This window comes from Zongyangia sp. (assembly GCF_965361945.1).
The window spans coordinates 18,559-44,675 of record NZ_CBDTOK010000130.1 but is presented as its reverse complement, the minus strand read 5'-3'; the positions used below and the strand labels follow the sequence as shown (position 1 = coordinate 44,675).

Annotated in this window: 23 protein-coding genes and 1 other annotated feature; of the genes, 7 read left to right on the top strand and 16 right to left on the bottom strand. The window is 45.0% G+C overall.

The window, feature by feature from the left end:
• The first annotated feature begins 5 nt into the window (after positions 1 to 5).
• Both ACZ25G_RS08525 and ACZ25G_RS08520 read left to right on the top strand, forming a co-directional pair.
• The gene (locus tag ACZ25G_RS08525) at positions 6 to 2,147 is read left to right on the top strand and encodes a beta-propeller domain-containing protein (protein ID WP_463682157.1); all 2,142 of its coding nucleotides are present in this window, start codon (positions 6 to 8) and stop codon (positions 2,145 to 2,147) included.
• 302 nt (positions 2,148 to 2,449) lie between these two features.
• On the top strand, positions 2,450 to 3,004 hold the full coding sequence (locus ACZ25G_RS08520) for a DUF4364 family protein (RefSeq protein WP_342680746.1): 555 nt from the start codon (positions 2,450 to 2,452) through the stop codon (positions 3,002 to 3,004).
• A 74-nt stretch (positions 3,005 to 3,078) separates the two neighbouring features.
• Here ACZ25G_RS08520 and ACZ25G_RS08515 read toward each other — a convergent pair whose 3' ends face one another.
• The 4 genes from ACZ25G_RS08515 to ACZ25G_RS08500 form a co-directional block, all read right to left on the bottom strand.
• On the bottom strand, positions 3,079 to 3,606 hold the full coding sequence (locus ACZ25G_RS08515; RefSeq protein WP_224771587.1) for a CarD family transcriptional regulator: 528 nt from the start codon (positions 3,604 to 3,606) through the stop codon (positions 3,079 to 3,081).
• Between the two features lie 214 nt (positions 3,607 to 3,820).
• Positions 3,821 to 5,482, bottom strand: a complete 1,662-nt coding sequence (locus ACZ25G_RS08510; protein WP_463682156.1) for an AMP-binding protein — start codon at positions 5,480 to 5,482, stop codon at positions 3,821 to 3,823.
• A 26-nt stretch (positions 5,483 to 5,508) separates the two neighbouring features.
• The gene (locus ACZ25G_RS08505; protein ID WP_191510434.1) at positions 5,509 to 6,090 is read right to left on the bottom strand and encodes a cupin domain-containing protein; all 582 of its coding nucleotides are present in this window, start codon (positions 6,088 to 6,090) and stop codon (positions 5,509 to 5,511) included.
• 73 nt (positions 6,091 to 6,163) lie between these two features.
• Positions 6,164 to 6,402 (bottom strand) — a binding site (T-box leader).
• A gap of 114 nt (positions 6,403 to 6,516) precedes the next feature.
• Positions 6,517 to 7,179 carry an HAD family hydrolase gene (locus ACZ25G_RS08500; protein WP_224771586.1) on the bottom strand — a complete coding sequence of 221 codons (663 nt, stop codon included), beginning with the start codon at positions 7,177 to 7,179 and terminating at the stop codon, positions 6,517 to 6,519.
• A 188-nt stretch (positions 7,180 to 7,367) separates the two neighbouring features.
• Between ACZ25G_RS08500 and ACZ25G_RS08495 the strand changes: the two genes are divergently transcribed.
• The 5 genes from ACZ25G_RS08495 to ACZ25G_RS08475 all read left to right on the top strand — a co-directional run bounded on the left by ACZ25G_RS08495 (position 7,368) and on the right by ACZ25G_RS08475 (position 12,712).
• On the top strand, positions 7,368 to 7,934 hold the full coding sequence (locus tag ACZ25G_RS08495) for a glycerol-3-phosphate responsive antiterminator (protein ID WP_463682155.1): 567 nt from the start codon (positions 7,368 to 7,370) through the stop codon (positions 7,932 to 7,934).
• A 21-nt stretch (positions 7,935 to 7,955) separates the two neighbouring features.
• On the top strand, positions 7,956 to 9,440 hold the full coding sequence (gene glpK, locus ACZ25G_RS08490; RefSeq protein WP_191482237.1) for a glycerol kinase GlpK: 1,485 nt from the start codon (positions 7,956 to 7,958) through the stop codon (positions 9,438 to 9,440).
• Positions 9,441 to 9,657: 217 nt separating this feature from the next.
• Positions 9,658 to 11,103 carry an FAD-dependent oxidoreductase gene (locus tag ACZ25G_RS08485; RefSeq protein WP_463682154.1) on the top strand — a complete coding sequence of 482 codons (1,446 nt, stop codon included), beginning with the start codon at positions 9,658 to 9,660 and terminating at the stop codon, positions 11,101 to 11,103.
• On the top strand, positions 11,103 to 12,371 hold the full coding sequence (locus tag ACZ25G_RS08480; RefSeq protein ID WP_463682153.1) for an NAD(P)/FAD-dependent oxidoreductase: 1,269 nt from the start codon (positions 11,103 to 11,105) through the stop codon (positions 12,369 to 12,371). Before ACZ25G_RS08485 ends, ACZ25G_RS08480 begins: the two co-directional genes overlap by 1 nt.
• Complete coding sequence (locus ACZ25G_RS08475; protein WP_342680752.1) at positions 12,368 to 12,712, top strand: DUF1667 domain-containing protein; 345 nt, start codon at positions 12,368 to 12,370, stop codon at positions 12,710 to 12,712. Before ACZ25G_RS08480 ends, ACZ25G_RS08475 begins: the two co-directional genes overlap by 4 nt.
• 334 nt (positions 12,713 to 13,046) lie before the next feature.
• Here the strand turns inward: ACZ25G_RS08475 and araD are convergent, their stop codons facing one another.
• The 12 genes from araD to ACZ25G_RS08415 form a co-directional block, all read right to left on the bottom strand.
• Positions 13,047 to 13,754, bottom strand: coding sequence for an L-ribulose-5-phosphate 4-epimerase (gene araD, locus ACZ25G_RS08470; protein ID WP_463682152.1), 708 nt, complete (start codon positions 13,752 to 13,754; stop codon positions 13,047 to 13,049).
• Positions 13,755 to 13,768: 14 nt separating this feature from the next.
• On the bottom strand, positions 13,769 to 15,436 hold the full coding sequence (gene araB, locus ACZ25G_RS08465; protein WP_342680754.1) for a ribulokinase: 1,668 nt from the start codon (positions 15,434 to 15,436) through the stop codon (positions 13,769 to 13,771).
• 132 nt (positions 15,437 to 15,568) lie between these two features.
• Positions 15,569 to 16,654, bottom strand: coding sequence for a substrate-binding domain-containing protein (locus ACZ25G_RS08460; RefSeq protein WP_463682151.1), 1,086 nt, complete (start codon positions 16,652 to 16,654; stop codon positions 15,569 to 15,571).
• A gap of 357 nt (positions 16,655 to 17,011) precedes the next feature.
• The gene (locus tag ACZ25G_RS08455; RefSeq protein WP_224771585.1) at positions 17,012 to 17,407 is read right to left on the bottom strand and encodes a helix-hairpin-helix domain-containing protein; all 396 of its coding nucleotides are present in this window, start codon (positions 17,405 to 17,407) and stop codon (positions 17,012 to 17,014) included.
• 117 nt (positions 17,408 to 17,524) lie between these two features.
• On the bottom strand, positions 17,525 to 18,463 hold the full coding sequence (locus ACZ25G_RS08450) for a transketolase family protein (RefSeq protein ID WP_463682150.1): 939 nt from the start codon (positions 18,461 to 18,463) through the stop codon (positions 17,525 to 17,527).
• The gene (locus ACZ25G_RS08445) at positions 18,464 to 19,309 is read right to left on the bottom strand and encodes a 1-deoxy-D-xylulose-5-phosphate synthase N-terminal domain-containing protein (RefSeq protein ID WP_191482229.1); all 846 of its coding nucleotides are present in this window, start codon (positions 19,307 to 19,309) and stop codon (positions 18,464 to 18,466) included. It lies immediately after the preceding gene.
• A gap of 43 nt (positions 19,310 to 19,352) precedes the next feature.
• Complete coding sequence (locus ACZ25G_RS08440) at positions 19,353 to 20,168, bottom strand: Cof-type HAD-IIB family hydrolase (RefSeq protein WP_463682149.1); 816 nt, start codon at positions 20,166 to 20,168, stop codon at positions 19,353 to 19,355.
• A gap of 21 nt (positions 20,169 to 20,189) precedes the next feature.
• On the bottom strand, positions 20,190 to 21,113 hold the full coding sequence (locus tag ACZ25G_RS08435) for an RluA family pseudouridine synthase (protein ID WP_463682148.1): 924 nt from the start codon (positions 21,111 to 21,113) through the stop codon (positions 20,190 to 20,192).
• The gene (lspA, locus tag ACZ25G_RS08430) at positions 21,106 to 21,609 is read right to left on the bottom strand and encodes a signal peptidase II (RefSeq protein WP_463682147.1); all 504 of its coding nucleotides are present in this window, start codon (positions 21,607 to 21,609) and stop codon (positions 21,106 to 21,108) included. The genes ACZ25G_RS08435 and lspA overlap by 8 nt, the downstream gene beginning before the upstream one ends.
• An 83-nt stretch (positions 21,610 to 21,692) precedes the next feature.
• Entirely contained in the window at positions 21,693 to 24,482 is a 2,790-nt protein-coding gene (gene ileS, locus ACZ25G_RS08425) for an isoleucine--tRNA ligase (protein WP_463682146.1), read from the bottom strand.
• Between the two features lie 42 nt (positions 24,483 to 24,524).
• Positions 24,525 to 25,325 (bottom strand): DivIVA domain-containing protein, encoded by an 801-nt coding sequence (locus tag ACZ25G_RS08420; protein ID WP_463682145.1) that lies wholly within the window; start codon positions 25,323 to 25,325, stop codon positions 24,525 to 24,527.
• A gap of 19 nt (positions 25,326 to 25,344) precedes the next feature.
• Positions 25,345 to 26,106 (bottom strand): YlmH/Sll1252 family protein, encoded by a 762-nt coding sequence (locus tag ACZ25G_RS08415; RefSeq protein ID WP_191510090.1) that lies wholly within the window; start codon positions 26,104 to 26,106, stop codon positions 25,345 to 25,347.
• Between the last annotated feature and the right edge of the window lie 11 nt (positions 26,107 to 26,117).

The following is a 26,117-nucleotide window of genomic DNA, read 5'->3' as shown; positions in this document are numbered from 1 at the left end:
ATGATATGCTTCGCTTACAAAAGCTCCTACAGGACATTGACCGTGATATTCCAATTCCTGACAAGGTCCAACCCAGCGAAATGCAAAAACTCTTTTCTTTGCCGCTAAAGAAAAAGCCTATCAGCAAGTACATCGCCATCGCCGCCAGCCTGATTCTGGTTCTTGGATGCGTGGTCAGTATCTCCATGTATGCGGGCGCCAAACTCGCCACTACTGATTTTACCGCCGCAGACCAAGGGAACGCTTTTTCTTCCACCGCCACTGCTGATGCCGCAAGTCCTGAAACCGCTGTGGTCTCCGATCTGGATTCTTCTCTGGCTGACCGAGAACTTACAGAACTAAAGGCTAAGGATTATGAGGAAATCGCAGAGGTTCTAGCTCCCTTTGAGGGAAGCAATTTTCTTGGCGGAAGCGATGGAGGTACGGCACAAAATATCAACCCACCTACCGCAGGGGCTGGTAACGAAAACGGGGCTGACTCATCCAGTGAAATCAAGCCCAATCCCAACACAGCCGGCGGGGATACAGACGAAAAGCTAGCCCGCGATCAAACCAATACTCAGGTAGATGGGGTCAGCGAAGCGGATATTGTCAAAACCGATGGGGATTACATTTACTATTCGACTACTGACACCATTGACATTGTCCTCATGGGAGAAGACGGCGACATGGAACATGTGGCCAAAATCAAGGATCAGGAATTCTGTTATACCTTAGATCTATTCCTCCATGAGAACAAACTGATGGTCCTTGCCTCTTCCAATACTGGATTAGACAGCCAGAGGAAGATAGCGGCAGATTCTAGCGGAGAATCCAGAAGTTCTGTAAAAATTACCATCTATGATGTCTCGGATCCTTCTTCCCCCCAAGTGGACCGCGTTCTTACACAAGAAGGAGATTATAAGGATGCGCGGATGATCGGTTCACAGCTCTATGTCGTCTCCCAGGATTTCATGTATCTTCAAGAAACGAATAAAGCAGAACCTTCCTCCTTTATCCCCTCAATTTCAGACAGCAGCAACACTTCCCTGCAAATGCTCCCTGCAGATTCCATTTATCTGCTTCCCCAGATAGAGGCATCCTGTTATAATATTATCTCCGCAGTGGATGTCACAGACGCCAGCAGTGCTTTCAATACGAAAGCTATTTTAGGCAGTTCCAGCCAGATGTATGTTTCTACTAACAGCATGTATCTGGTCAGCGAGAGCTATGACAATGTATCCACGATCTCCTATTCCAATATTTATAAGGTAGAGCTTTCTGGCAGTGAGATCGCTCTCACCGCCTCCGGCCGGGTCAAAGGAAGCGTACTCAACCAATTCTCTATGGACGAATATGCCGGCTACTTCCGGATTGCTACCCAGCTTTATGACGCGCGGAATAATAGAACTACCAACAATCTCTATGTCCTCGATGAAAATCTCAGCCTATTCTCCTACTTGGAGAATATAGCGGAGGGCGAGGAAATCAAGTCTGTGCGCTTTATGGGGAATAAGGTTTATCTTGTTACCTTCCGTCAGGTTGATCCTCTTTTCGCCATTGATCTTTCCGATCCCAGTCAGCCTGTTATTTTGGGCCAGCTGAAGATCCCCGGATTTTCCACCTATATGCATCCGATTTCTGATAATCTTATCGTAGGGTTAGGTTATGACACGCAAGAAATAGATGACGGATATGGCAATACCTTTACCGTTACCGGCGGCATCAAACTTTCCCTGTTTGATGTTTCTGATGTGGAAAATCCAACCGAAATCAATTATATCATTGTAGGAGATGTCGGTAGTGATAGCCCCGCATTGTATGATCACAAGGCTTTCCTTTATTATGAAGAAAAAGGGATCATTGGTATTCCCGCCACCTTGACTCAAAATCTTACTCCCAATGCCGGCTATTATGATGCTCAATATGAAAATGTGTTCAATGGATACCTTCTCTTCCAAATTTCTGATGGAAAACTAACCGAATTAGGACGGATTACCCATCAAAGTGAGGAAGCACAACAGGATCTCACACAGCTCTTGGATCAATCTCTCAGCATTCGCCGCGGGGTCTATCGAGGAGACTATATTTACACAATCTCTGATCTCAAAATCAAGTCAACTGGGCTCAATGATATGAAGGACGTCAAGGAAGTCTCTATCGGATAGTAAGTTCTCACCTTCCCATATTTCATTTGCGGGACAGGAAAATATCCTGCCCCGCCTTTTTTGTCGAGATTTTCTATTGCTCCCCTTCATTTGCGAAATTGAGAAAACAGATAGTCCATGGGGATGAAGGCGAATAAGTAATTTTCTCAAAAACTCGTCTGGAGTAAATCAATCACCTTCCCACTTGGTGATAGATTAATGTCTTATACCAATATGTGAGACTGTCAGGTTTTCCCCTTTCTTTTTCAATGAGTTTCGTGTAAAATATATGACAAGAGTTAGTGCAAAGGCGGGTGATGCTCATGAAACTTCACGGATTTTCTGCCGGTGTAGAGCCGGGAGGATTACACGAGGATTACGAGATAAAAATTCTCATTTGCTATCTTCTTTCCGCACTTAAGGATCCTCTGTCAAAATCTCAGATGAACGAGGTGCTAACCGGAAATGGTCTGGTGAACTATTTTCAATTTGCCGATGCCTTGGAAGAGCTTGTACAGGATGGGCATATTGAAGTCATTGAAGAAATGCGGCCTGAAGGAGAGTTTTACCGTCTCCTTCCCAAGGGAAAGATGACAGCTTTGGAGTTCGAGCGTTCATTGCCTCTTACTGTACGGGAAAAATCAGTGAACAGCGCGCTACAGATACAAAAAAAGGCCCGGCTTCGTTCTCAAAATAAGGCAGAAATTGAGAAAACAAAAGATGGCTATATCGTCACCTGCCTCATGAAGGATATTGGATCTGATCTGTTACGACTAAGTTTATTTGTGCCCACCAAGGAGCAGGCTGAGCGGGTGAAAGAGCGCTTTTTGGATGATCCGGAGATTCTCTATCGAAGCGTGTTGGATTCATTGCGATGACATAGTCTGTGAAAAACATGAAAAATGGCATAAGCTCTAGGGCTTATGCCATTTTTCATGTTTTTCACACTTTATCATGCATTCTCTGCATCTGCATTTTGCTCACCAATATGATTGATTTGCCCCATAATAAATGGGACTACATCATCAGGTTTAATTTTTAACACATAGGCAAATTCACCATGCAGGATTCGTTCCGCCTCTTTCATCGCCTTTTCATCGGCTACATGAAACTTCTTCCCCTCCTGCTTCTTTTCTTGCTTTTTATAGTAGAGGGTTTTGATAAGCTGTACCAGCTCTTTATGATCTCCTCTTCTGATAATTTCCCCATATTTTTCCTTCCGAAGCTGCTCATTTTCAATCCACTTTGTTTGTGCATCCGGCATAGCCTCAATCAGCTGATGGATTTCTCCGATAGAAAGGATCTTTCGCATTTTGTCTTCTCCACTCTCAACAGGGCAATAAAAGGTAGAATTTTTATCCTGTACCGGCTTGAGCACATAATAGAGCTTGGCGTCCCTGTCAAATTTTTCTGATCGGATGTCAACAATTTGGCACACTCCGTAGCTACCATACATGACAGAATCTTCGACATGAAACATTTTCTTTACCTCCATAAAAACGCACAACTTGTTGATAACAGGACTTACGTTCGGTCATCGACAAACTGCACGTTATATATAGATTATAACATTTTTGCTAGAGAAATGTTATAGAAAGAATGTATAAAAATGTCCATATTGTTTGTTTTTACATTAGCTCTTTATCAATAAAGGGAGAAACTGCCAGACACAGTTTCTCCCTTTATGAATTACTTTATTGATGTTGATTATTCCTGATATCCACACGTTTGATCTTACCGCTGATGGTCTTGGGAAGTTCTTCGACAAATTCAACAATACGCGGATATTTATAGGGTGCTGTCTGTTTCTTCACATATTGCTGTAGCTCCTTCACCAATGCGTCCGAGGGCTGATAGTTCTTGGTAAGAACAATGGTTGCCTTTACCACCTGGCCACGTACTGGGTCAGGCGCTCCAGTGATGGCACATTCCAAAACTGCGGGGTGCTCCATTAGAACACTTTCAATTTCAAAAGGCCCAATGCGGTAGCCAGACGCTTTGATTACATCATCGGTTCTACCCACATACCAGTAAAATCCGTCCTCGTCTTTCCACGCTGTATCTCCAGTGTGATAGAGGCCATCATGCCAGGATTCTCTGGTCTTTTCCTCGTTTCGGTAATAGCTGCAGAAAAGGCCAGGCTGTTTTTTACCTTCCTCGGTGATTACACAGATCTCTCCAACTTCACCAGGTGCCACTGTATTCCCATCCTCGTCGAAAAGATCAACACGATACAGCGGCGAAGGCTTACCCATAGAACCAGGTTTTGGCTCTGTGCCATAGAGATTCGCCAAAAGCAATGTTGTTTCTGTCTGGCCAAACCCTTCCATCAATTTTAGTCCGGTATACTCATAGAAGCGATTATAAACCTCTGGATTGAGTGCTTCTCCAGCCGTTGTCGCATAGCGCAAACTGGAAAGATCATAGTTGCCCATTCCCTCTTTGATAAAGAAACGATAAATAGTCGGAGGAGCGCAGAAGGTAGTAATACGATATTTTTCAATCATATGCAGCAGGTCGGCAGGTACAAATTTTCCGTCAAAATCATAGACAAAAATGCAACTAGCGGCAAACCATTGGCCATACAGTTTTCCCCAAACAGCTTTTCCCCACCCTGTTTCTGAGACAGTCAAATGGAGATCATCCGAATGGATATTGTGCCAATGTTTTGCTGTGATGATATGGCCCAATGCATAATAATGGTCGTGGATGACCATCTTGGGATATCCTGTGGTGCCAGAAGTAAAATACAACAGCATATAATCTGTGACCTTCGTGGGTACACGATCAAAATGCTCATCCGCCTTTTCTACTTCCTCATCAAAATTAAACCAGCCTTCACGCTCTCCGTTAGCTACGAATTTCACCTGCATACCATGATACTGCTGACATGCCTCATCTACATATTTGGTAACATCCCCATGGGCTGTAGCAACAATGGCTTTGATGTCCGCTGCGTCAAAACGGTAGATTAGATCTTTCGTGGTCAACAGGTTGGTCGCCGGGATTGTTACAGCGCCGATCTTATGCAGTGCAAGAATGGCAATCCAAAATTGATAGTGACGTTTCAGGATGAGCATTACCATGTCGCCTTTTTTGATACCATGCTCTGTAAACATGTTTGCCGCCTTGTCACTCAGGCGTTTGAGATCCGCAAAAGTAAATACCTTTTCTGTCCCGGCATCATCACACCAGATCATTGCACGGCGATTCGGATCCAGCCGGGCAATCTCGTCAATAACATCATAGCCAAAGTTGAAATTGTCTGCACAGGTGATTTCAAATTGATCCAGTACTCCATTTTCATCAAAATGTTCTTTGCAAAAGCGCTGATAAAATGTTTCCATATTTTCCATTTGCCTAACTCCTCCGAAGCATCAGTTTAATCTTGATTATCATCTTTTTTCAGGACTACAGCCAAAAAGACACACTCTTTTCCGCCGGTGGCAATCATACCATGGCCGTGGCCGGAATCGTAATAAATTGCGTCTCCTTCGTGAAGGATTTCAATGTGGTCCTCCATCGCCACCTTCAAGCTGCCACTGAGGATGTAGTCAAATTCCTGCCCCTCATGGGTCGAAAGCTTGATTGGCTGATTCTGTTCCTCCTCAAAATAAGGTGCTGTAACCACAAAAGGCTCTGCAACCTTAGCCCGGAACCGGGGTGCCATATGCTGATAGAGAAATCCCTTTCTCCGTTTAATTGGCAGTCCCTTTCCCTTCCTTACAATACTATAGAAAGAAAGTTTTGGACCGTCTCCAGTGAGAATCTCCACAATGTCTACGCCAAACATTTCGGCACATTTATACAGAAAGGTGAAAGAAAAATCAGATTTTCCTTCTTCCATCTCGCTGTATTCCTGGACGGAGACCCCAGTCCCGGCTGCCATTTCCTCAAGGGAAAAGCCCATAATATCTCGTAAGGTCCTTATTCTCTCTGCAATTTCAATGATCTGAGTTTCCATGGAATCGCTCCCCTTTGCTCATAATTTTAGAATGGTTTATAGACAAAAATAAAAAGCTCGTCCCAATCAAATTGATTGGGACGAGCTTATAAACAAAACCCGCGGTACCACCCAAATTGCATCTATTGATGCCACTTAGCAGGATTCTAACAAATCCCCGACCTTAACGCAGTCATACGGAAGAGCCCTACTTGAAAACGTTCAGGCCTCAGCTCAGAAGTGATCTCCCTTCTCCACCTTTACCGGTTTACACCACCCACCGGCTCTCTGTAAAAGGCTACGGCGAAAGGCCGCCTTCCTCATCGCTTTTGCTTTATTGTTCCCTATCATATCCCAACTTACTAGCTTTGTCAAGAGAATTTTTTAAAAAATTTGGATAGATCTGCTAGGAACACATTTCTTTCATTGTGCGTTTTGTGTTAAACTTCAATCAATAAAATCGATAATTTCCTCTGGTGCATGGACAATGGCATCAGCGCCGTTTTCCAAAAGTTCCGCTTCACCGCGAAATCCCCATGCTACTCCAATGGTCAGCAGCCCTGCATTTTTCCCCGTCTGCATATCAACACCAGAATCGCCCACATAAATAGTATCTTCCGGCGCTATATCCACCTGACCCAGTGCCTCAAAAACAGCGGCTGGATCCGGTTTTTTTGGCACATGATCCCTCTGTCCCAAAATAACGTCGAAAATGCCGGGAAAGATGTTTTGTATTAGCTGTACCACAAAGTTATGGGCCTTATTTGAAATGACAATCATCTTTACTCCCTTGTTCTTAAGGGTGTCCAGCATCTCAGAAATACCGTCATATGGTTTTGTAAAATCTACGGTATGGGCCTCATAATAGGCATCAAATGCAGCTTTTACTTTCGCCCGTGTCTCCTCATCCTGAGCATCCTCAGGAAGAATCCTTTTTACCAGATTATAGACGCCGTTTCCCACAAACATCTTGTACGCTTCTACCTGGTGCGTCGGATAACCGTATGTTTCCAGCGCATGGTTACAAGCAACCGCAAGGTCTGTCAACGTGTTTAATAGTGTGCCATCCAGGTCAAATATGGCAGCTTTTTTCACCGTAATATCCCCCATCTAAAAAAGATTCTTTTTTCGTCAGATTTACTATTTTTATTATAAATTATTTCTTCATTCTGTCAAGAAAAAGTCCTTTTATCTCAACATTTTGACCAAAGTGTTGGATTTTTTTTGTTCTGGTGGTCCATTCCCTTTTGAGGACAGGTACGGTATAATAAATTTAACTATAAGAAGGAGGAGTATGCTTGCGCCAGGATTTTACCGATTTACTCAGTGATTCCCCTGTCATTGCGGCAGTCAAAGATTTCCGTGGTCTCCAAAAATGCATGACATCGGAATGCAAGATGGTATTCGTACTCTTTGGGGATATCTGCAATATCGGACAAATCGTCCATACCATCAAGGCTGGAGGGAAAATGGCCATTGTTCATATCGATCTAGTGGATGGTCTTTCTACCAAGGATGTAGCTGTGCGTTTTCTCAAAGAAAATACTCAGGCAGACGGAATTATCAGCACCAAAACCAATCTGATCAAACTGGCCCATAGTCTGGGATTTCTCACCATTCAGCGTTTTTTCCTGATTGATTCCATCGCCCTTGGCAATGTCCTGAAGACGATTGACAGTGGATATGCAGATTATGTAGAGATTCTTCCCGGTGTTATGCCCAAGATTGTCAAGCGTATTGCCTCCTATAGCGCGGCGCCTCTCATTGCAGGGGGGCTGATTTCAGACAAAGACGATGTAATTTCCATGTTGCAGGCAGGTGCTACTGCCATATCCACCACCTGCGAGGACGTTTGGTTTATGTAAGCTAAGAAAGAAGGAGATTGAATGAAACAGTATGTCATCGCCCTGGATCAGGGCACTACCAGTTCCCGCGCCATTATTTTCGATAAAGAGCAAAATATTATTGCAATGGCACAAAAGGAATTTATCCAACACTACCCGAAAGAAGGCTGGGTGGAACACGACCCTATGGAGATCTATGCTTCCCAGTACGGTGTCCTCATCGAAGTGCTGGCCAAAAGCGGTGTTAAAGCGGAAGAAATCGCTGCTATCGGCATTACCAACCAGCGTGAAACCGCTATTGTCTGGGATAAAAATACTGGACGTCCGGTATACAATGCCATTGTTTGGCAATGCAGGCGTACCGCCTCTATTTGTGAGGATCTTAAGGCCAGAGGACTGGCCGACTACATACAGAAAACCACAGGCCTTGTAGTGGATGCCTATTTTTCCGGAACAAAGATTAAATGGATTTTGGATAACGTCCCAGGTGCTCGAGAAAAGGCAGAGCGTGGAGAACTGCTTTTCGGCACTGTGGATACCTGGCTCATCTGGAAACTAACTGAGGGTAAAGTCCATGTGACCGACTATACCAATGCTTCTAGGACCATGATCTATAACATCAAAGATCTCTGTTGGGATGAACGGATGCTCAAAGAGCTGGATATTCCTGCTTCCATGCTGCCAGAAGTGAGAAATTGCAGTGAAGTCTATGGATATGTCAACATTTCCGGTGTTCAGGTGCCTATTGCTGGTATTGCAGGAGACCAGCAGGCCGCTCTCTTTGGTCAGACTTGTTTTTCCAAGGGAGATGCTAAGAACACCTATGGTACCGGTTGTTTCCTGCTGATGAACACAGGAGAAGATATGTATCTGAGCAAAAATGGCATGGTGACGACCATCGCTATTGGACTTGGAGGCAAGGTCACCTACGCTATTGAAGGAAGCGTCTTTGTCGGCGGTGCGGTTATTCAGTGGCTGCGGGATGAGCTACGTTTCATTGTGGAATCCAAGGATTCGGAGTATTTTGCCACCAAGGTACCTGATAATGGAGGAGTCTATGTTGTCCCCGCCTTTACAGGATTGGGTGCTCCCTACTGGGATATGTATGCCAGAGGTTCCATTTTCGGATTGACCCGTGGAAGCAACCGCAACCATATTATCCGCGCCAGCTTGGAATCCATTGCATATCAGTCTTTTGATGTGCTTTCTGCCATTATTGCTGATACTGGCATCGACATCAATGAGCTTAAAGTAGACGGCGGCGCGTCAGCCAACAACTTCCTCATGCAGTTCCAGGCGGATATCATCGGCAAAAGAGTGCGCCGGCCCATGATTCGGGAGACAACAGCACTGGGGGCTGCTTATCTCGCTGGCTTAGCCGTGGGGCTGTGGAACAGTCTGGATGAAATCAAAAATAATTGGACACTGGATAAAGTATATGAGCCAAACATGGATGAAGCAACGAAAAAGACGCTGATCGCCGGATGGAGTAAGGCGGTGGGAAGAAGCAGAGATTGGACAAAATGATCCATGTGCCAGGAGAGCCATTGCAAACGTATTTTTATTGTGATATAATAATTTTGTTCTAAAATGTCGGAGTAATGAGAGTCGATACATTTTAGGCCTATTGGGGTTGGCCTAATGTAGCGGCTCTCTTTGTTTTGCTCCCATTTGGAGAAAGAGGGAAGAAACAATCAATTGGAGAAAAGATATCCTCCAAAATTGATGCTGAAAGGATGTCATTATGGTTGATGTAATCATCATCGGTGCAGGTATTGTGGGCTGCAGCCTGGCCTATGAACTTTCCAAATACCAGGTTCAGGCGGTGGTACTGGAGAAAGAAAACGATGTAGCCTGCGGAACCACCAAAGCCAATAGTGCCATCGTCCATGCGGGATATGATCCCCGTCCTGGAACACTGATGGCCAAATACAATGTAGAGGGCAACCGGCTCATCGAAGAAATCGCTAAAAAACTGGATGTGCCCTATAAAAAAGTCGGATCTTTTGTCTTAGCGTTTGACGACACTGATCTTGCTACTGTAGGCACATTATTTGACCGAGGCCGGCAAAATGGTGTGCCTGACCTACAGATTCTCTCCGCAAAGGAGACTTTGGCAATTGAGCCTAACATCAATCCAGAAATTAAGGGGGCGTTATATGCCCCCTCTGCCGGTATTGTCTCTCCGTGGGAGTTGGCCATTGCGATGATGGATACCGCTCTTCGTAATGGTGTTAGCCTTTACACCGATTCTCAGGTCACCGCAATTGAAAAAAAACCGGATGGCTACGAGGTTATCTGCGGCGATAAGCGCTATCAAAGCCGCTATGTCATCAATGCAGCAGGTCTTTATTCCGATCAAATTCACAACATGGTATCGGCCCCTGCCTTTACAGTGACGCCTAATAAAGGTGAGTACTATCTCCTGGATAAAAATCAAGGGAATGTGGTCAGCCATGTCATTTTCCAGTGCCCTTCCAAGGTAGGAAAGGGTGTCCTCGTCTCCCCCACCGTCCATGGCAATCTGATCGTGGGCCCCAATGCTGTAGACGCTGATGAAAAAGACGATGTTGGTACTACACGTACTGGCCTGGATTTCGTTATCAAGGCAGCTTCCCGTTCCTGTGACAAGGTGAATTATCGCCAATCGATCCGCAATTTTGCTGGCAATCGTGCATTGACAGAAATTGACGATTTTATTATCGGGGAGGCGCAAGACGCAAAAGGATTTTTTGATATTGCGGGAATTAAATCTCCTGGCCTCACCTCTGCTCCTGCCATTGCCGTGGATATGGTATCCATGCTGGGGGCAGCTGGTCTTTCCCTAGTCAAAAAGGAGGAATATATCGACCGGAGGGAAAAAGTTACCTTCCGTGATCTTTCCCCCCAGGAACGTACGGAGCTCATTAAAAAAGACAGCCGTTATGGAACAATCATCTGTCGCTGTGAAACTGTAACTGAAGGGGAAATCGTGGATGCCATTCACTCCCCTACCGCTCCCCGATCTGTAGATGCCATCAAGCGCCGTTGCAATGCGGGAATGGGTCGCTGCCAGGGCGGTTTTTGTGGGCCTCGCGTTTTGGAGATACTCTGTAGGGAGCTTGGCCTTGATCCCCGTGAAATTCCACAGGACAAAGATGGTTCCTATATCGTCATGGGTGAGACAAAAACAAGAGGAGGTAACAACTAATGCAATATGATCTTGTCGTTGTCGGCGGAGGTCCTGCTGGATTGGCGGCTGCACTTTCTGCCCATGAAAATGGTGTGAACAGTATCCTCATCATCGAACGTGACCGTGAACTAGGTGGCATCCTCAATCAGTGTATCCACAATGGTTTTGGCCTGCACTATTTTAAGGAAGAATTGACAGGGCCGGAGTACGCCCTTCGTTTTATCGATATGCTCCAAAACACAGGGATCGATATTAAACTTGGCACTATGGTCCTGGATATCGCAGAAGACCGCACCATCCAGGCCATGAACAGTGTCGATGGCTATATGATGATAAAGACTAAAGCCATTGTCTTAGCTATGGGATGCCGGGAACGTACCAGAGGCGCTATTGCCATTCCAGGAGACCGGCCTTCTGGAATTTTCACCGCAGGAGCGGCCCAACGTTATCTCAATATGGAAGGCTATATGGTAGGCAAACGGGTATTGATCTTGGGATCTGGCGATATCGGGTTAATCATGGCCCGGCGTATGACGCTGGAAGGAGCAAAAGTCTTGGCGGTTGTGGAACTTATGCCCTATTCCAATGGCCTTAACCGCAACATTGTTCAGTGTCTTCATGACTATGATATTCCCCTCTATCTTTCCCATACTATCACCGATATCCAGGGCCATAAACGGGTAGAAAAAGCCATTGTTTCCAAGGTGGATGCCAACAGAAAGCCCATTCCGGGAACGGAAATCGAATTTGATTGTGACACCATTCTTCTTTCAGTAGGCCTGATTCCAGAAAATGAGCTATCCCGTGGCGTAGGAATCCAGATCGATCCCCGTACCAATGGGCCCGTCGTCTATGAAAATATGGAAACTTCCCTGGAAGGTGTTTTTGCCTGCGGCAATGTGGTTCATGTCCACGATCTAGTTGACTTTGTCACCCAGGAAAGTATGCGTGCTGGTAAGGCTGCCGCACAGTACATTCTAGGCGATACTCCAAATCAGAAAAATCTGATTACCGTTAAAAACGGAAGTCATGTCAACTATACGGTTCCCCAGTATATTCGGCCTGACCATGTCGAAAAACTGGCAGAGGTTTTCTTCCGTGTGGATAATGTTTACAGCAATATGCGCATCGTGGTCACATCTGGTGGACAAGAATTATGTAGCTTTAAACGGGAACATATGGCTCCTGGAGAAATGGAAAAAATTGTTGTACCGAAAAAATTTCTTGACGAAGCGAAACAGGATGAAATCACCATTGCAGTAGTCAATCAGGAGGAAGCAAAATGAAGGAACTGATCTGTATTGTCTGCCCCAAAGGATGTCACCTGCGGGTTGACGAGGAAAATGGCTATAAAGTGACGGGCAACAGTTGTCCCAAGGGTGCGGATTATGGTTATAAGGAGCTGACCCATCCCACCAGGGTAATCACCTCTACCGTAAAAATTCATGGCGGCATTCATCATCGTCTCCCTGTGAAAACAAGCTGTGATATCCCCAAAGACAAAATCTTTGATGTTGTCCGATTATTAGACAATGTTGAAGTAGAAGCGCCTGTACATAAGGGAGACATCATCATTGAAAACATTTTAAATACAGGTGCGAATATTATAGCGACCAGAAATATGTAAGTTTTTTGTTAATATTGATTTTTTTTGATTTTTTGAAATATCATGACAGCAGAATACATAAAAATCTATTCTTCTTTGCTTGACGATTTATTTTGTTTTTTGCGGATAAAATATTGTATTTTACATGTAAATGGGCTATAATAATTATGCTACTTGTTGCGGGATGCAATAAGTTATCACTTGTTTTATTTGATTACTTCTTATTTCTTCTTCTCAATAAAAGGAGCCGGATGTGCGAAAGCACATTCGGTTCCTTTTATTTTGCGTATTTCTGATCGTTTTGAATAAACAAGAAAAGGATGGAATTCTTCGCAGAAATTCCATCCTTTATCACTCACTTCTTTTTCTTTTGTCCGTAGTAAGCATTCTTTCCGTGCTTTCTCAGATAATGCTTATCCAAAAGCGCCTGCTGCATGGGAGGATATCCTTCTCCCGCCAGCATCTGTGTATGCCAGGCCATCATAGCAACCTGTTCTAACACAACAGCATTGTGTACTGCCTCTACCGGATTTTGACCCCAAGTAAAAGGACCATGACTATGGACTAGGACCGCCGGTACCATATCTGGATCGATCTGCCGCTTATTAAATGTTTCTACGATTATTTTACCTGTTTCCAGCTCGTATTCCCCAGCGATTTGCTGATCGCTCATCAGTCCGGTACAAGGTATGTCACCATAGAGGTAATCGGCATGTGTAGTTCCATAAGCTGGAATATCTTTTCCAGCCTGCGCCCAAATTGTAGCCCAATTGGAATGGGTATGGACAATGGCTCCAAGCCCAGGAAAACTACGGTAGAGTTCCAAATGGGTCGGTGTATCCGAGGAGGGATTCAGTTCCCCTTCTACTACCTCTCCCTGAAGATTCACCACCACCATGTCCTCAGGTTTCATCACATCATATTCCACCCCAGACGGCTTAATAACTACAAGGCCTTTTTTCCTGTCAATGGCGGAGACATTTCCCCAAGTAAAGGTAATCAGTCCATAGTGAGGCAGTAACATATTTGCCTCATATACTTGTTTTTTCAAAGATTTGAGCATGAAAAACCTCTTTCTTAACGGTCCACAGCTTTTTTAATCTTTTTTAGCCGCTTCATCACATCATTTCCACCTCTGCCGAAGTAATCATGCAGGATAGAATATTCCGCATAGAGCTGGTCATAAACAGCCACATTTTCCGGAATTGGCTGATAGATCACATCTTTGAGTTTGCCCATTACTTTTGCGGCATCAAATACGCTGTCATAGCCACCCTTTTCTTTACCCGCGGCCACTGCTCCGAAAATTGCAGATCCAAGGGCCGGTCCCTGGGTGCTTCCCGCAATTTTTATAGGCATGTTGATAATATCTGCATAAATCTGCATAACCATAGGACTTTTCTGTGCAATCCCGCCGGAAGCATAAAACTCTTCGACAGGCACGCCGCTTTCCCGGAAAGTCTCGATAATCTTTCTGGTTCCGTAAGCTGTGGCTTCAACCAAAGCACGATATATTTCTTCAGGCTTGGTAGCCAAAGTGAGTCCTACCATCATTCCAGTAAGATCTACATCTACAAGGCAGGAACGATTGCCATTCCACCAATCAAGGGCCAGCAACCCACTTTGTCCAGGACGGAGAGCTTTTGCTCTTTCTTCCACGTATTGATACACATCTTTATTCTCCGCTTTTGCTGCAGAATAATACTCGGAAGGCAGGCAATTTTCCATAAACCAGGCAAAGTGATCCCCTACACAGGATTGGCCAGCTTCATAGCCAAAATAACCAGGAAGAATTCCATCCTCTACCACGCCGCACATACCCGGTACCTCTTTTTCCACTTCAGAAAGGAGCATGTGGCAGGTAGAAGTACCCATAATTGCCAGCATTTTATCCGGTCCATCAATTTTTACTGCTGGTACACAGACATGGGCATCCACATTTCCTACTGCCACGGCGGTACCTGCCTTCAGCCCCGTCAGTTTCGAAGCAGCCTCAGTAATCTCTCCAGCCTTTTGACCCAAAGGAGTAATGGGACATCCAAGTTTCTCCTCTACAAAGTTTTCCAAACGAGGATCCAACGCTCGATAAAAATCTTTGGAGGGGTAGCCTTTTTTCTTATGCCAAATTGCTTTATATCCCGCGGTACAGGAGTTGCGGGTCTGGACGCCGGTTAACTGCCAAATGACCCAGTCAGCTGCTTCAATAATGAAATCTGTAGCTGCATAGACATCAGGTGCTTCATCAAGAATCTGCCAAACCTTTGGCACTACCCATTCCGATGAAATCTTGCCACCATATCTAGGGAGCCAATCTTCTCCTCGTTTTTCAGCGATTTCATTCAGTTGATTGGCCTTATCCTGCGCTGCGTGGTGTTTCCACAGTTTCACATAAGCGTTAGGATTGGACTGAAATTCCTTCAAAAAGCATAGCGGCGTTCCATCTGCTTTGACCGGCAGAATCGTACACGCAGTGAAGTCAATACCAATACCGATGACATCTTCCGGACTAATTCCAGTTTTTTTCAATACATCCGGTATGGTATGGGAAAAGACATCCAGGTAGTCTTGTGGTTGCTGTAAAGCCCAGTCAACACCTAGCTTTGTGCCATCCGGCAGTTTCTCATCCATGACACCATGGGGATATTCAAACACACTGCTGCCCAGTTCGTTACCTGTCGTAACATCCACAAGAACTGCGCGTCCAGAAAGTGTTCCAAAGTCCACACCAATTGTATACTTTCCCATAATAACCTCCCTTTCGCGGAAATCCGCCTTTTCATAGAATTGTCAGACTGTATCTTGTACGTACAACTCCACATTGTAACTATTGTAATTCGATTTCAAAAAAAGAGCAATAGAGAATATGAATGAAAAAAACTATAAAATTTTTACAGAGTCCCGTTCTACCATTTGCGGTTTCATAACCAACGTCTGATCCTCTTCCGGACGATCAATTAACTTGATGATGCGGTCTGCAGCCTGTTCCCCAAGATGAGCACCCGCATGTGCGACAGATGTAATCCCAACCGACTGAATCGTTGCAAGATTAGAATCGTCAAAACTGACGATGGACATATCATCCGGCACTTTTTTATCATTTCGGGCCAACATGTCCATAAATTTTAACGCAATCTGATCATTGTAGCAGACCACACCTGTGCATCGACTGAGTCGACTCATAATAATTTTGTCAAATTCTCCTGAGAAAAAGCTTTCTACATCTTCTGTTGTATACCATACGACAGAACTGTCATTGAGAATAATTCCAGAGTTTTTCAGCGCTTTTGCAAATCCCGCATACCGGCTATGTCCCTGAATATCATCTGACTTAAATATACCGCCGATCTTTCGGTGACCTGTGTTAATCAAGGTTGAAGCAGCTGTATACCCGCCATACTCATCATCCATAATGACCTTATTACAGGGCAGGGCAGGATAATAGCCATTGATAAAAATATAGGGAATCCCCTGGGCATCAAATTCTTTATAAATATCTAAATTAGGATTGGGCAAAGCGCTTTTTGTCGCTTCTACAATTAGTCCATCAATTCCTTTATCTAAAAGTGAACGGAGCAGTTTTCCCTCGTTTTCAACTTTGTTGTATGTAATTCCTAATGACATACCATAGCCATAGTGGGATAACACCGTATCAATCCCTTTAATAATGCCGGGAAAAATGTAGTCATCAACATAGGTTGTAATGACACCAATATTCATAGTTTTGGGATGGCTTTGAATATTGGAAGAACAAATATAAGTGCCGCTGCCTCTTCTTCTCTCTAAAAGCCCTTCTGCTTCCAAGGCTCCTATCGCCTGCCGCACAGTTTGACGACTGATACCGAATTTTTCTGCCAAAATATTTTCAGAAAGCAGTTTTTCCCCGTTGGCAAAGGTTTTATCCATGATGTTTTTTCTGATCCATTCTCTGAGATAAACATGTTTTGGAACGTTTTTTATGTCCATAATACAACTCACCTCCTGATTGTACTTACATCTTTTCTTATTGTAAATGTTATTTACAGTGAAAACAATTGACAAAACTTATATTTTTTCAGATATTTTTTATATTTTTGATACAAATTTAAAATAAGCTCTTTATATTTATTGCAAAATATCAAATTTTATTCTATTTTTTCCCAAATTTAAAAATAATAAGAAACCGTTATTTGCTTATCGTTGTTTTATTTACTTGTTTTCTAAGAGAAATTGTACCAAATTTTTTTGTGAAATTTTCCAAAAAATCTCCTATATTATTGGGGGCTCCTCATCGTATGGATACGATAAAAAACCCGGGAAACTTTTCCCAGGTTTTTTATTTCACTATTCCAATACAATATACTGTCGTATATTTTCAAGAGTCTTTTCTCCGATACCGGACACATTGACAAGCTCTTCCATGGTTCTTATCACCCCCACAGTGTTACGGTAGTCAATAATTGCTTGCGCTTTTGCAGGCCCAATCCCGGGAATCAGATCCAACTCCTCTTTGGTTGCTGTATTGATATTGATGGGAAAGCTGGCAGTTACACTGGATGTAACATCCGATGACTCATAGACATCCCCTCTCCCATCTGGAATCTCCTCTGAATCCTCCTCATAGTAATAAAATTCCGGCTCTATCGTGGAGGGGATGGTCGCCACATTAAAGGCCACCAAAAAGATTGACATGACTAAAACTGCGATCAACAAGATCTTCATGTCACGATGATTGCCCATGATCCCACGTCCCATCTACAAATATTAACATCCATATCATACCACATTTTTCGACTATTTTCGATTATAGTATAAAAAAAGAGACGCTCATGCGTCTCTTTTTTACATCAAAGGATATTAAAGGGAAGCTTTTACCTTTTTGGCAATATCTTCGCCCGTCAATTCAAATTGTTTTAAGAGCTCTCCTGCCGGACCAGAATAGCCGAAGCGATCTTTTACACCGATCCGATGGACCTTTACTGGGCAGTTTTCACTGACAACAGAGGCCACAGCTTCACCCAAACCGCCAACAATGCTATGTTCCTCGGCAGTAAAGAGCAGTCCAGTTTCTCGAGCGGCCTTCAGGACAATCTCTTCATCCAAGGGTTTGATGGTATGGATATTGATAACACGGACATGAATCCCCTCATCTTCCAAAATCTTTGCCGCTTTCAGAGATTCCTGAACCATCAGGCCTGTGGCAATAATCGCCGCATCATTGCCGTCTTTGAGCTGGATTCCCTTGCCCAATTCAAAATGATAGTCTGGGCCATTGTTGATGTTTTCTACTGCAAGACGGCCAAAGCGCAGATAAACAGGGCCTTCATGGAGAATGGCCGCTTCTACTGCCGCTTTTGTCTCAGTATCATCACAGGGATTGATCACTACCATGCCCGGAATAGCCCGCATAAGAGCAATATCCTCCAAGCATTGGTGAGTAGCGCCATCCTCGCCTACTGTAATACCCGCATGGGTAGCACCAATTTTTACGTTCAAATGGGGGTATGCGATAGAATTGCGAATAATTTCATACGCTCTGCCTGCCGCAAACATGGCGAAAGAACTTGCAAAGGGGATCTTGCCGCAGGTCGAAAGACCGGCTGCAACTCCCATCATATTGGCCTCAGAAATTCCACATTCATAGAAACGTTCTGGAAATTTTTTCAGGAATACTTCTGTCTTGGTTGCTTTTGCAAGGTCTGCATCCAAAACGACAAGATTTTTATATTTTTCACCCAGCTCAGCCAAAGCGGCGCCATAACTTTCACGGGTTGCCTTTTTTACCATTTCTGCCATTTATTCCACCTCCAAGCTCTTAAGCTGTGCATTCAGCTCGTCCATTGCCTGTGCATACTGCTCATCATTGGGAGCGGATCCATGCCATGCTACATTGTTTTCCATGAAGGAAACGCCCTTGCCTTTGATAGATTTTGCAATAATCACTGTAGGCTTGCCTTGGGTTGCTTCCGCTTGATCTAAGGCAGAAAGGATCTGATCGTAGTCGTGGGCATCAATGGTGATCACTTCAAAGCCAAAGGAGGCGAATTTTTCAGCCAATGAATCGGCAGAATTAGAGTAAGCCACATTGCCGTCAATCTGCAATCCGTTGCAGTCCACAATCGCGCACAAATTATCCAGGCCGTAATTTGAAGCAAACATTGCAGCTTCCCAAATCTGGCCTTCCTGGGTCTCACCATCGCCGATGATGGAGTAAACACGGTAATCTTTATGATCTGCTTTCGCAGCAGCGGCCATACCACATGCCGTGGAGAAGCCCTGACCTAAAGATCCAGTGGACATATCGATACCGGGAGTTCCTTTCATATCAGGATGCCCTTGGAGCATTGCGCCGGGCTTCCGCAGCTTTTTCAGCTCCTCTACCGGGAAATAACCTTTCAGCGCTAAAGCGGCATAGAGGCCGGGAGCACAGTGGCCCTTCGAAAGGACCAGACGGTCACGATCTTCCCACTTGGGATTTTTCGGGTCAACCCGCATTTTGTAAAAATACAGGCAGGATAACAGGTCAGCAATTGACAAAGACCCACCGGGATGTCCGGATTTGGCTGCATGGACTGCATCCACTGCGTGGATTCTAATTTTACACGCCATGCACTCCAACTGTTTTTTCTCATTTGGTTGCATAAGAACACTCCTTCTGCCACTGATGGCAATAATTTCTGATAGGCTAGATTTCATAGGTATTTTCTAAATATTCAATCAGCTCCGCTACAGCGCCGTCCAAACAATTGCAAAATTGGCGCTCACACAGGGCTTTAATTTCTGGCCGGGAGTCTCCAGGACACACCGGATGTCCCACGCACTTCAGCATCTCCACATCGTTGTCATAATCGCCAATGGCATAGACATTTTCCAATGGGATGCCATAGAGCTGGGCCAACTTCGGCATAGCAGTTCCCTTGGTAACGTGAGCCGGAAGCATCTCTAAATAGAATGGACCGGTTTGGACAAAATAAACGCCCTCCACCTGCATATGATAAGCATAATCCAGAATTTCAGGCATGACGTCGCCTTCAGAGCCAAACATAATTTTAAAACAGCTACCCGATAATCCCGAAACTCCGTCTACTTTGATATGCTTTAGGAATTCATTATTCAAATGCTGTTGAGTAATACAATTCATACGGGGAATATAAATATCCCTGTCTATATAGACCTCAATGCCGGTACGAGGGAAGCGGTCATAGATTTCCTGGACATACTTCATGGCATGAAGTGGAAGAAAATGGGTATCATCAATCTGGTGGGTTGTATAATCATAAATACCGCCACCATTAAAGACAATAGAGGGTCCTATCGGAGGCAATTGATTAACATAATACTGCGCTGAGACAATGGCGCGGCCCGTAGCAATAGCAAAATTTCCGCCTTCATTGATGAACCGTTCAATGGCTACCAAGTTCTTCTTTGGTATGCCCGTCTTCGCAGTCATCAATGTGCCATCCATATCGGTGACAAGCAAGATCTCCGAAAGCTTTGTCATAGGTTCCTTCCTTTCTATCATCTACTCCACAGGTAGGCCTTTGATAAATTGGTCAAAGTAGCTCGGCAATGGAGACGTAAACTCCATATATTCCCCGCTGCGCGGATGAACAAATCCCAAAGTTTGGGCATGGAGGCATTGGCCCTGAAGGCTCTTGATCACCTTTTTAGGGCCATAGACAGGATCGCCGGCTACTGGATGTCCGATATAAGCCATGTGTACCCTAATTTGGTGGGTCCGACCTGTTTCCAACCGCAACTTCAGTTGGGTAAAACCGCGAAAATACTGTACAACCTCAAAGTGGGTAATCGCTTCTTTGCTATTTCTCTCTGTGACCGCCATCTTCTTGCGATCCACTGGATGCCTCCCAATGGGAGCGATCACCTCACCCTTTTCTTCTTTCATGTGGCCGTAGACCACGGCCGCGTAAATACGGGTAAAGGAATGATCTTTTATCTGTTGGGCCAGAGAAAGATGAGCAAAGTCGTTTTTTGCCACCATGAGCAGCCCACTGGTGTCCTTATCGATACGGTGAACGATACCGGGACGCATAACACCACCAATGCCCGATAAAGAGTTCCTACAATGAAAAAGCAATGCGTTGACAAGGGTACCATCATGGTTGCCCGCCGCTGGATGAACTACCATCCCTTTCGGCTTGTTGACAACAAGGAGGTCTTCATCCTCGTAGACAATATCCAGGGGTATATTCTCAGGGAGAACATCCAAAGGAATTGGAGGAGGGATGGTTAATTCCACTCGATCACCGGGTTTCGCCTTGGCGTTTTTAGAAACGACTCTGCCCTCCAATCGCACCTCGCCCGCTTCCATAAGCCTTTGAATACTGGCACGGGACTGATCTTCCACAACATCAGCCAAATACTTATCCAGCCGGACTTCTTCCTCCCCTGCTACCGTCAAAATAATAGTCTCTTTCTCATTCATGAGAAATCACCTGTGAGGTTTCTTTATCCTTCTTTCCGTCAAAAAACAGAATATAGATTACAATAGCAATCATCCCTATGACAACACAACAATCGGCAAAATTAAATACGGGAAAATCTATAAAAGAAAAGTTGAGATAATCTACTACAAAGTGGTTTCCCGCAGCATCTACCCGAAAAATCCGGTCTATGAGATTGCCCACTCCCCCTCCGATGACAACGCTGATCATCCAAATCAAAAAGGGAGACTGAACCTTTTTCATCAACAAGAATACAACGGCTGCGATGATAGCAAGGGAGGTTACCCCCACCAAGAGCCAAGTATTCCCCGCAAAAAGCCCCCAGGCAGCGCCAGTATTTTCAACATAAACCAGATCGATGAGCCCCGGTATCAGTGTCACTGTGCCGGCGTCCTGCAGCCAGGTTACAGCAAAAAACTTAATAAGCTGATCGATAGCGGCCAAACCAGCAGCTGATAATAACGCAATATAAACCATACGAATATCCTGTCCCTTTCGAATTGATAGCGCAAGGGTAGCATAAATTTGCGGTGTATCTCAAGGAGACACACCGCAAGAAATTATTCTTTGATAATTGCGGCACACCGGCTGCATAAAGTCGGATGCTCTATATCCTGGCCAACAGTATTACTGAAGGTCCAGCAACGTTCACATTTCTCGCCGTCAGCCTTGGAAATAGTGACCTTAAGGCCTTCTACATCCCCTGCAAAATCTCCACTGGGAGTATTCACAATTTCAACAGCGGATACAATAAATGCTGTCGTCAATTCCTTTTCCACGCTCTTCAAGAAGTCATAAAGTTCACCCTCACAGCCCAAGGTAACCTTAGCCTCCAAGGATTTTCCAATAACTTTTTGTTTTCTCGCCAGCTCCAGCGCTTTATTGACATCTTCACGAATATCCTTAATCCGGTTCCACTTGGTCATGAAGATGCTGTCCTCACTGAGCCCAGAGGTAGAAGGCATGTCATTAAACATCACACACTCGCTATCCTCGCTGTCAAGATGGGGCAAGAATTTCCAGATTTCATCAGCAGTGAAAGCCAAAATTGGAGCCAACATCCGAGTCAGAGCGCTAAGAATACGGTAAATAGCAGTCTGCGCTGCACGCCGGGAAAGAGAATCCGATTTTTCAACATACAGGCGGTCTTTCAAAATGTCCAGATAGAAATTCGACATATCAATCACACAGAAATTGCGCACTGCATGGTAGATCAAATGGAACTCGAAGTGATCGTAGGCATCGCGCACCTTGCCGATAAGGCTATCCAGCTGGGTCAACGCCCAACGATCCAGCTCAAAGAGCTGATCATCTGCGACCATGTCCCGGTTGGGATCAAAGTCATAGAGATTGCCCAGAATATAACGCGCCGTATTGCGGATCTTCCGATACACTTCAGAAAGCTGCTTGAGAATATCAGGAGAAATACGAATATCCGCGTGATAATCAGAGGAGGCAACCCACAGCCGCAGTACATCTGCACCATATTGTTTGATGATATCTTCAGGAACAATTCCGTTGCCCAAAGACTTGGACATTTTCTTGCCTTCTCCGTCTACAACCCAGCCGTGGGTACAAACTGCTTTATACGGTGCTGTACCAAGGGCTGCCACCGAGGTCAACAAGGAGGACTGGAACCAACCGCGGTACTGATCCGCACCCTCTAGATAGAGGTCTGCAGGCCAGCGCAGTTCCTTTCTTTCTTTGAGGACTGCTGCGTGGGTACAACCAGAATCAAACCACACATCCATAATGTCGTTTTCTTTGGTAAAGTGAGTGCCGCCACAGTGCGGACACTTAAAGCCCTCCGGCAGAATCTCATCTGCCTCCTTGGTATACCAGGCGTCAGAGCCTTCTTTTCGGAAAAGATCGGACACCGCTTTGATGCTCTCATCGGTGACAACATGCTCACCACAGTCTGCGCAGTAGAAGATGGGGATAGGAACACCCCAGGTCCGCTGCCGAGAGATACACCAGTCGGAGCGGTCTCTTACCATACCGGTAATCCGATCTTCACCCCAGGCAGGAATCCAATGAATATCTTTGATCGCCTTGTATACATCCTCTTTAAAGCCGTCAATGGAACAGAACCACTGTTCGGTCGCACGGAATAACACCGGCTGTTTACACCGCCAGCAGTGTGGATACTGGTGAATGATCTTTTCGATAGCAAAAAGATGTCCCGTCTCATCCAAATGCTTGGCAATGGCCTTATTGGCCTCATCTGTCGTCAAGCCGGCAAATTGTCCGGCAAGTTCTGTCAACTTACCCTTATCATCCACCGGTACTACAATTGGAATCTCAGGATAATGGTTGACACAAACCTCGAAGTCCTCAATACCGTGTCCCGGGGCAGTATGGACACATCCGGTACCACTTTCCAGGGTAACATGGTCACCCAAAATCACCAGGGAATCCCGATCAATAAAGGGGTGTTCGCAAACCACATATTCCAGCTCTTTACCCTGGATGGATCCTACAATTTCATAATTTTCGATTTTAGCGGCTTTCATGGCATTGTCTACAAGTTCTCTCGCCATGATATAATATTCATCCCCAGCCTTGACTGCACAGTATTCAAAGTCAGGGCCAAGGCAGATGGCTACGTTACCCGGCAAGGTCCAGGTGGTCGTTGTCCAGATTACAAAGTAAGTTTTGGACAGATCCACCCCCAAAGGTGCCATTTTCCCCTTATCATCCTTTACCTTAAACTTAACATAGATGGAATGACAAGGATCCTCCGCATATTCAATCTCTGCCTCCGCCAGCGCCGTAACACACTCAGGGCACCAATATACTGGCTTTAAGCCTTTATAGATATAGCCTTTTTTCGCCATTTCACCGAAAATTTCGATCTGGCGGGCCTCAAATTCAGGCTTCAAGGTCAGATAGGGGTCATCAAAATCCCCCCAAACGCCAAGGCGTTGGAACTGTTTTTTCTGATTTTCTACAAAGGACAATGCAAATTCACGGCAGTGATGGCGGAGGTCTACCGGCGACTTAATATTATTGACGCCGATACTCTTCATTGCCTTAAGTTCGATGGGCAGACCATGGGTATCCCAGCCCGGAACATAAGGAGACTGGAATCCGGCCATATTTTTATAGCGAACAATAAAATCTTTCAGTACTTTGTTAAGCGCTGTACCCAAATGGATGTCTCCATTGGCATAAGGCGGGCCGTCATGAAGCACATACAGAGGTTTCCCCTCATTTTTTTTGATCAGCTTCTCATAACGTTTGTTCTCTTCCCATTCCTTGAGCATCTCGGGTTCCCGCTGGGGCAACGCCGCACGCATCTGAAAATCTGTCTGGGGAAGATTCAGTGTTTGATTATAGTCCTGAGGCATTGGGTATTCTCTCCTTAATATTTTAGGTATCCAAAAATACCGTTATTTGTCGGAATCACGGGTCAAGTCATAGGCAGCACCGAATTTAAGCGGACCAAACTTGTTTTCACTCTTGGTCTCGCTCTTTGCAGGCTGGCTCAGTTCCTGAATGCCCTGAGCGATATCTGCGTGATAATCTGGTTTAAATGCAGAGCTGCTCTTTTTTATGATAAATTCATCCTCTTCAGCCACTTCCTCAACAGCAGCCGCTTCGTCGGATTGAGAATTCTCTACAACCGAAATGGACGGCTCTTCATTGAGCTTGGTTTCCTCGGGCTGAACCGCAGCATCCTCTTTCGGTTCAGAAGAAGAAATATCGTCAATATTGATTTCCACCGCATCTTCCTTCTCATCGTCAAAATCAGGAAGCGCCGTAATTAGCTCTAAATGGGCTTTATACAGGGAAAGTAATTTCTCTTTAAAGTTTTTAACTTCCGTCTGCATCAACTGCAGGGCGTACTGCTCTTTTTCGATTTTATGCTGAGCATTTTCTACGATGCGTTCCGCCTTAATCTGGGCATCACGCATAATGAGCTCCGCCTTATTTTTCGACTCTTTGACAATATTGTCTCCCAGTTTCTGGGCGCCGATCAACGCGGCACGAAGGCTGTCCTCGTCGTTCCGGTACTCCTCAACCTTGTCAGCTAAAACCTCAATTTTAGCCTCCAGTTCATTTTTCTCGGCCTGAAGGGCAGCCATAGCCGATGCAACTTCCTGCATGAAAACATCTACGTCCTCAGGCCGGTAACCGGAAAATTTAGTCTTCTCAAAAGTTTTGTTGGCAATCTCATTCGGAGTTAACATTCCCTGTCCTCCCTCTCACTTATATGAATTTTTTCGTATGGATAAAGGTTCTGCCCTTACGGGTTGTCCCTCCGATGCTGTCAACCAGAAATCGTCCATATCCGCGAATGGAGAGTTGATCTCCCTCCTCCACGGTTTTGTCCTTGTCTTCGCACACCAGAAAATTTAGCGCCACCAATCCAGATGTAATGAGACGCACTGCTTTTTCACGGCTCAAAGAAAGCAGCAGTGCAACGACACAATCAAGGCGCATAGAACTGACCGTACCTTCCGACTCTACAAAATGATGAAGGGCAGGCAAAGGGTCTTGAAAACCATCACTGATTTTTACACCTTCTCTGCCCACCTTGGACAATTCATTTTTCACTAGCCGAGCCGCAGGTTCTCTGAGGAAAACTACACACCGACCTGGCTCTATCAGAATGTCGCCAACACTGTCCCGGGTAATATTAAGGTGCATCAGCGCCCCCAGCACATCCCGATGTGACAACTGCGCTTCCCTGCGAAAGGTAAGTGTCAAAGCACACAGAGGATAATCTCCTACCTCTGGCTCACAATACGGCGGGAAAAAGCCCGCCATCGTTCGTTCACTTCCCGGATATCCACCGAAAAAATCCAGTGTAACATCCACAGGTTTTATCATGGACTGAATTACCGCAGATTGGTGTAAATCCAAAAAGCCTAGGAATTTTGGCGTGTATTGATCCCGGGCAAATATGAAACAATCTTCGGCCCGGGACAAAAGAAGTTTGTCCTCAGGCGAAGATAAAACTGTCGTCATCACATTTCTCC

What these genes read in the sequence shown, in the direction of transcription:
- ACZ25G_RS08525 (WP_463682157.1), top strand. Translation starts at nt 6, where the DNA reads ATGCTTCGCTTACAAAAGCTCCTACAGGACATTGACCGTGATATTCCA.
- ACZ25G_RS08520 (WP_342680746.1), top strand. Translation starts at nt 2,450, where the DNA reads ATGAAACTTCACGGATTTTCTGCCGGTGTAGAGCCGGGAGGATTACAC.
- ACZ25G_RS08515 (WP_224771587.1), bottom strand. Translation starts at nt 3,606, where the DNA reads ATGTTTCATGTCGAAGATTCTGTCATGTATGGTAGCTACGGAGTGTGC.
- ACZ25G_RS08510 (WP_463682156.1), bottom strand. Translation starts at nt 5,482, where the DNA reads ATGGAAAATATGGAAACATTTTATCAGCGCTTTTGCAAAGAACATTTT.
- ACZ25G_RS08505 (WP_191510434.1), bottom strand. Translation starts at nt 6,090, where the DNA reads ATGGAAACTCAGATCATTGAAATTGCAGAGAGAATAAGGACCTTACGA.
- ACZ25G_RS08500 (WP_224771586.1), bottom strand. Translation starts at nt 7,179, where the DNA reads ATGGGGGATATTACGGTGAAAAAAGCTGCCATATTTGACCTGGATGGC.
- glpK (WP_191482237.1), top strand. Translation starts at nt 7,956, where the DNA reads ATGAAACAGTATGTCATCGCCCTGGATCAGGGCACTACCAGTTCCCGC.
- ACZ25G_RS08485 (WP_463682154.1), top strand. Translation starts at nt 9,658, where the DNA reads ATGGTTGATGTAATCATCATCGGTGCAGGTATTGTGGGCTGCAGCCTG.
- ACZ25G_RS08480 (WP_463682153.1), top strand. Translation starts at nt 11,103, where the DNA reads ATGCAATATGATCTTGTCGTTGTCGGCGGAGGTCCTGCTGGATTGGCG.
- ACZ25G_RS08475 (WP_342680752.1), top strand. Translation starts at nt 12,368, where the DNA reads ATGAAGGAACTGATCTGTATTGTCTGCCCCAAAGGATGTCACCTGCGG.
- araD (WP_463682152.1), bottom strand. Translation starts at nt 13,754, where the DNA reads ATGCTCAAATCTTTGAAAAAACAAGTATATGAGGCAAATATGTTACTG.
- araB (WP_342680754.1), bottom strand. Translation starts at nt 15,436, where the DNA reads ATGGGAAAGTATACAATTGGTGTGGACTTTGGAACACTTTCTGGACGC.
- ACZ25G_RS08460 (WP_463682151.1), bottom strand. Translation starts at nt 16,654, where the DNA reads ATGGACATAAAAAACGTTCCAAAACATGTTTATCTCAGAGAATGGATC.
- ACZ25G_RS08455 (WP_224771585.1), bottom strand. Translation starts at nt 17,407, where the DNA reads ATGGGCAATCATCGTGACATGAAGATCTTGTTGATCGCAGTTTTAGTC.
- ACZ25G_RS08450 (WP_463682150.1), bottom strand. Translation starts at nt 18,463, where the DNA reads ATGGCAGAAATGGTAAAAAAGGCAACCCGTGAAAGTTATGGCGCCGCT.
- ACZ25G_RS08445 (WP_191482229.1), bottom strand. Translation starts at nt 19,309, where the DNA reads ATGCAACCAAATGAGAAAAAACAGTTGGAGTGCATGGCGTGTAAAATT.
- ACZ25G_RS08440 (WP_463682149.1), bottom strand. Translation starts at nt 20,168, where the DNA reads ATGACAAAGCTTTCGGAGATCTTGCTTGTCACCGATATGGATGGCACA.
- ACZ25G_RS08435 (WP_463682148.1), bottom strand. Translation starts at nt 21,113, where the DNA reads ATGAATGAGAAAGAGACTATTATTTTGACGGTAGCAGGGGAGGAAGAA.
- lspA (WP_463682147.1), bottom strand. Translation starts at nt 21,609, where the DNA reads ATGGTTTATATTGCGTTATTATCAGCTGCTGGTTTGGCCGCTATCGAT.
- ileS (WP_463682146.1), bottom strand. Translation starts at nt 24,482, where the DNA reads ATGCCTCAGGACTATAATCAAACACTGAATCTTCCCCAGACAGATTTT.
- ACZ25G_RS08420 (WP_463682145.1), bottom strand. Translation starts at nt 25,325, where the DNA reads ATGTTAACTCCGAATGAGATTGCCAACAAAACTTTTGAGAAGACTAAA.
- ACZ25G_RS08415 (WP_191510090.1), bottom strand. Translation starts at nt 26,106, where the DNA reads ATGACGACAGTTTTATCTTCGCCTGAGGACAAACTTCTTTTGTCCCGG.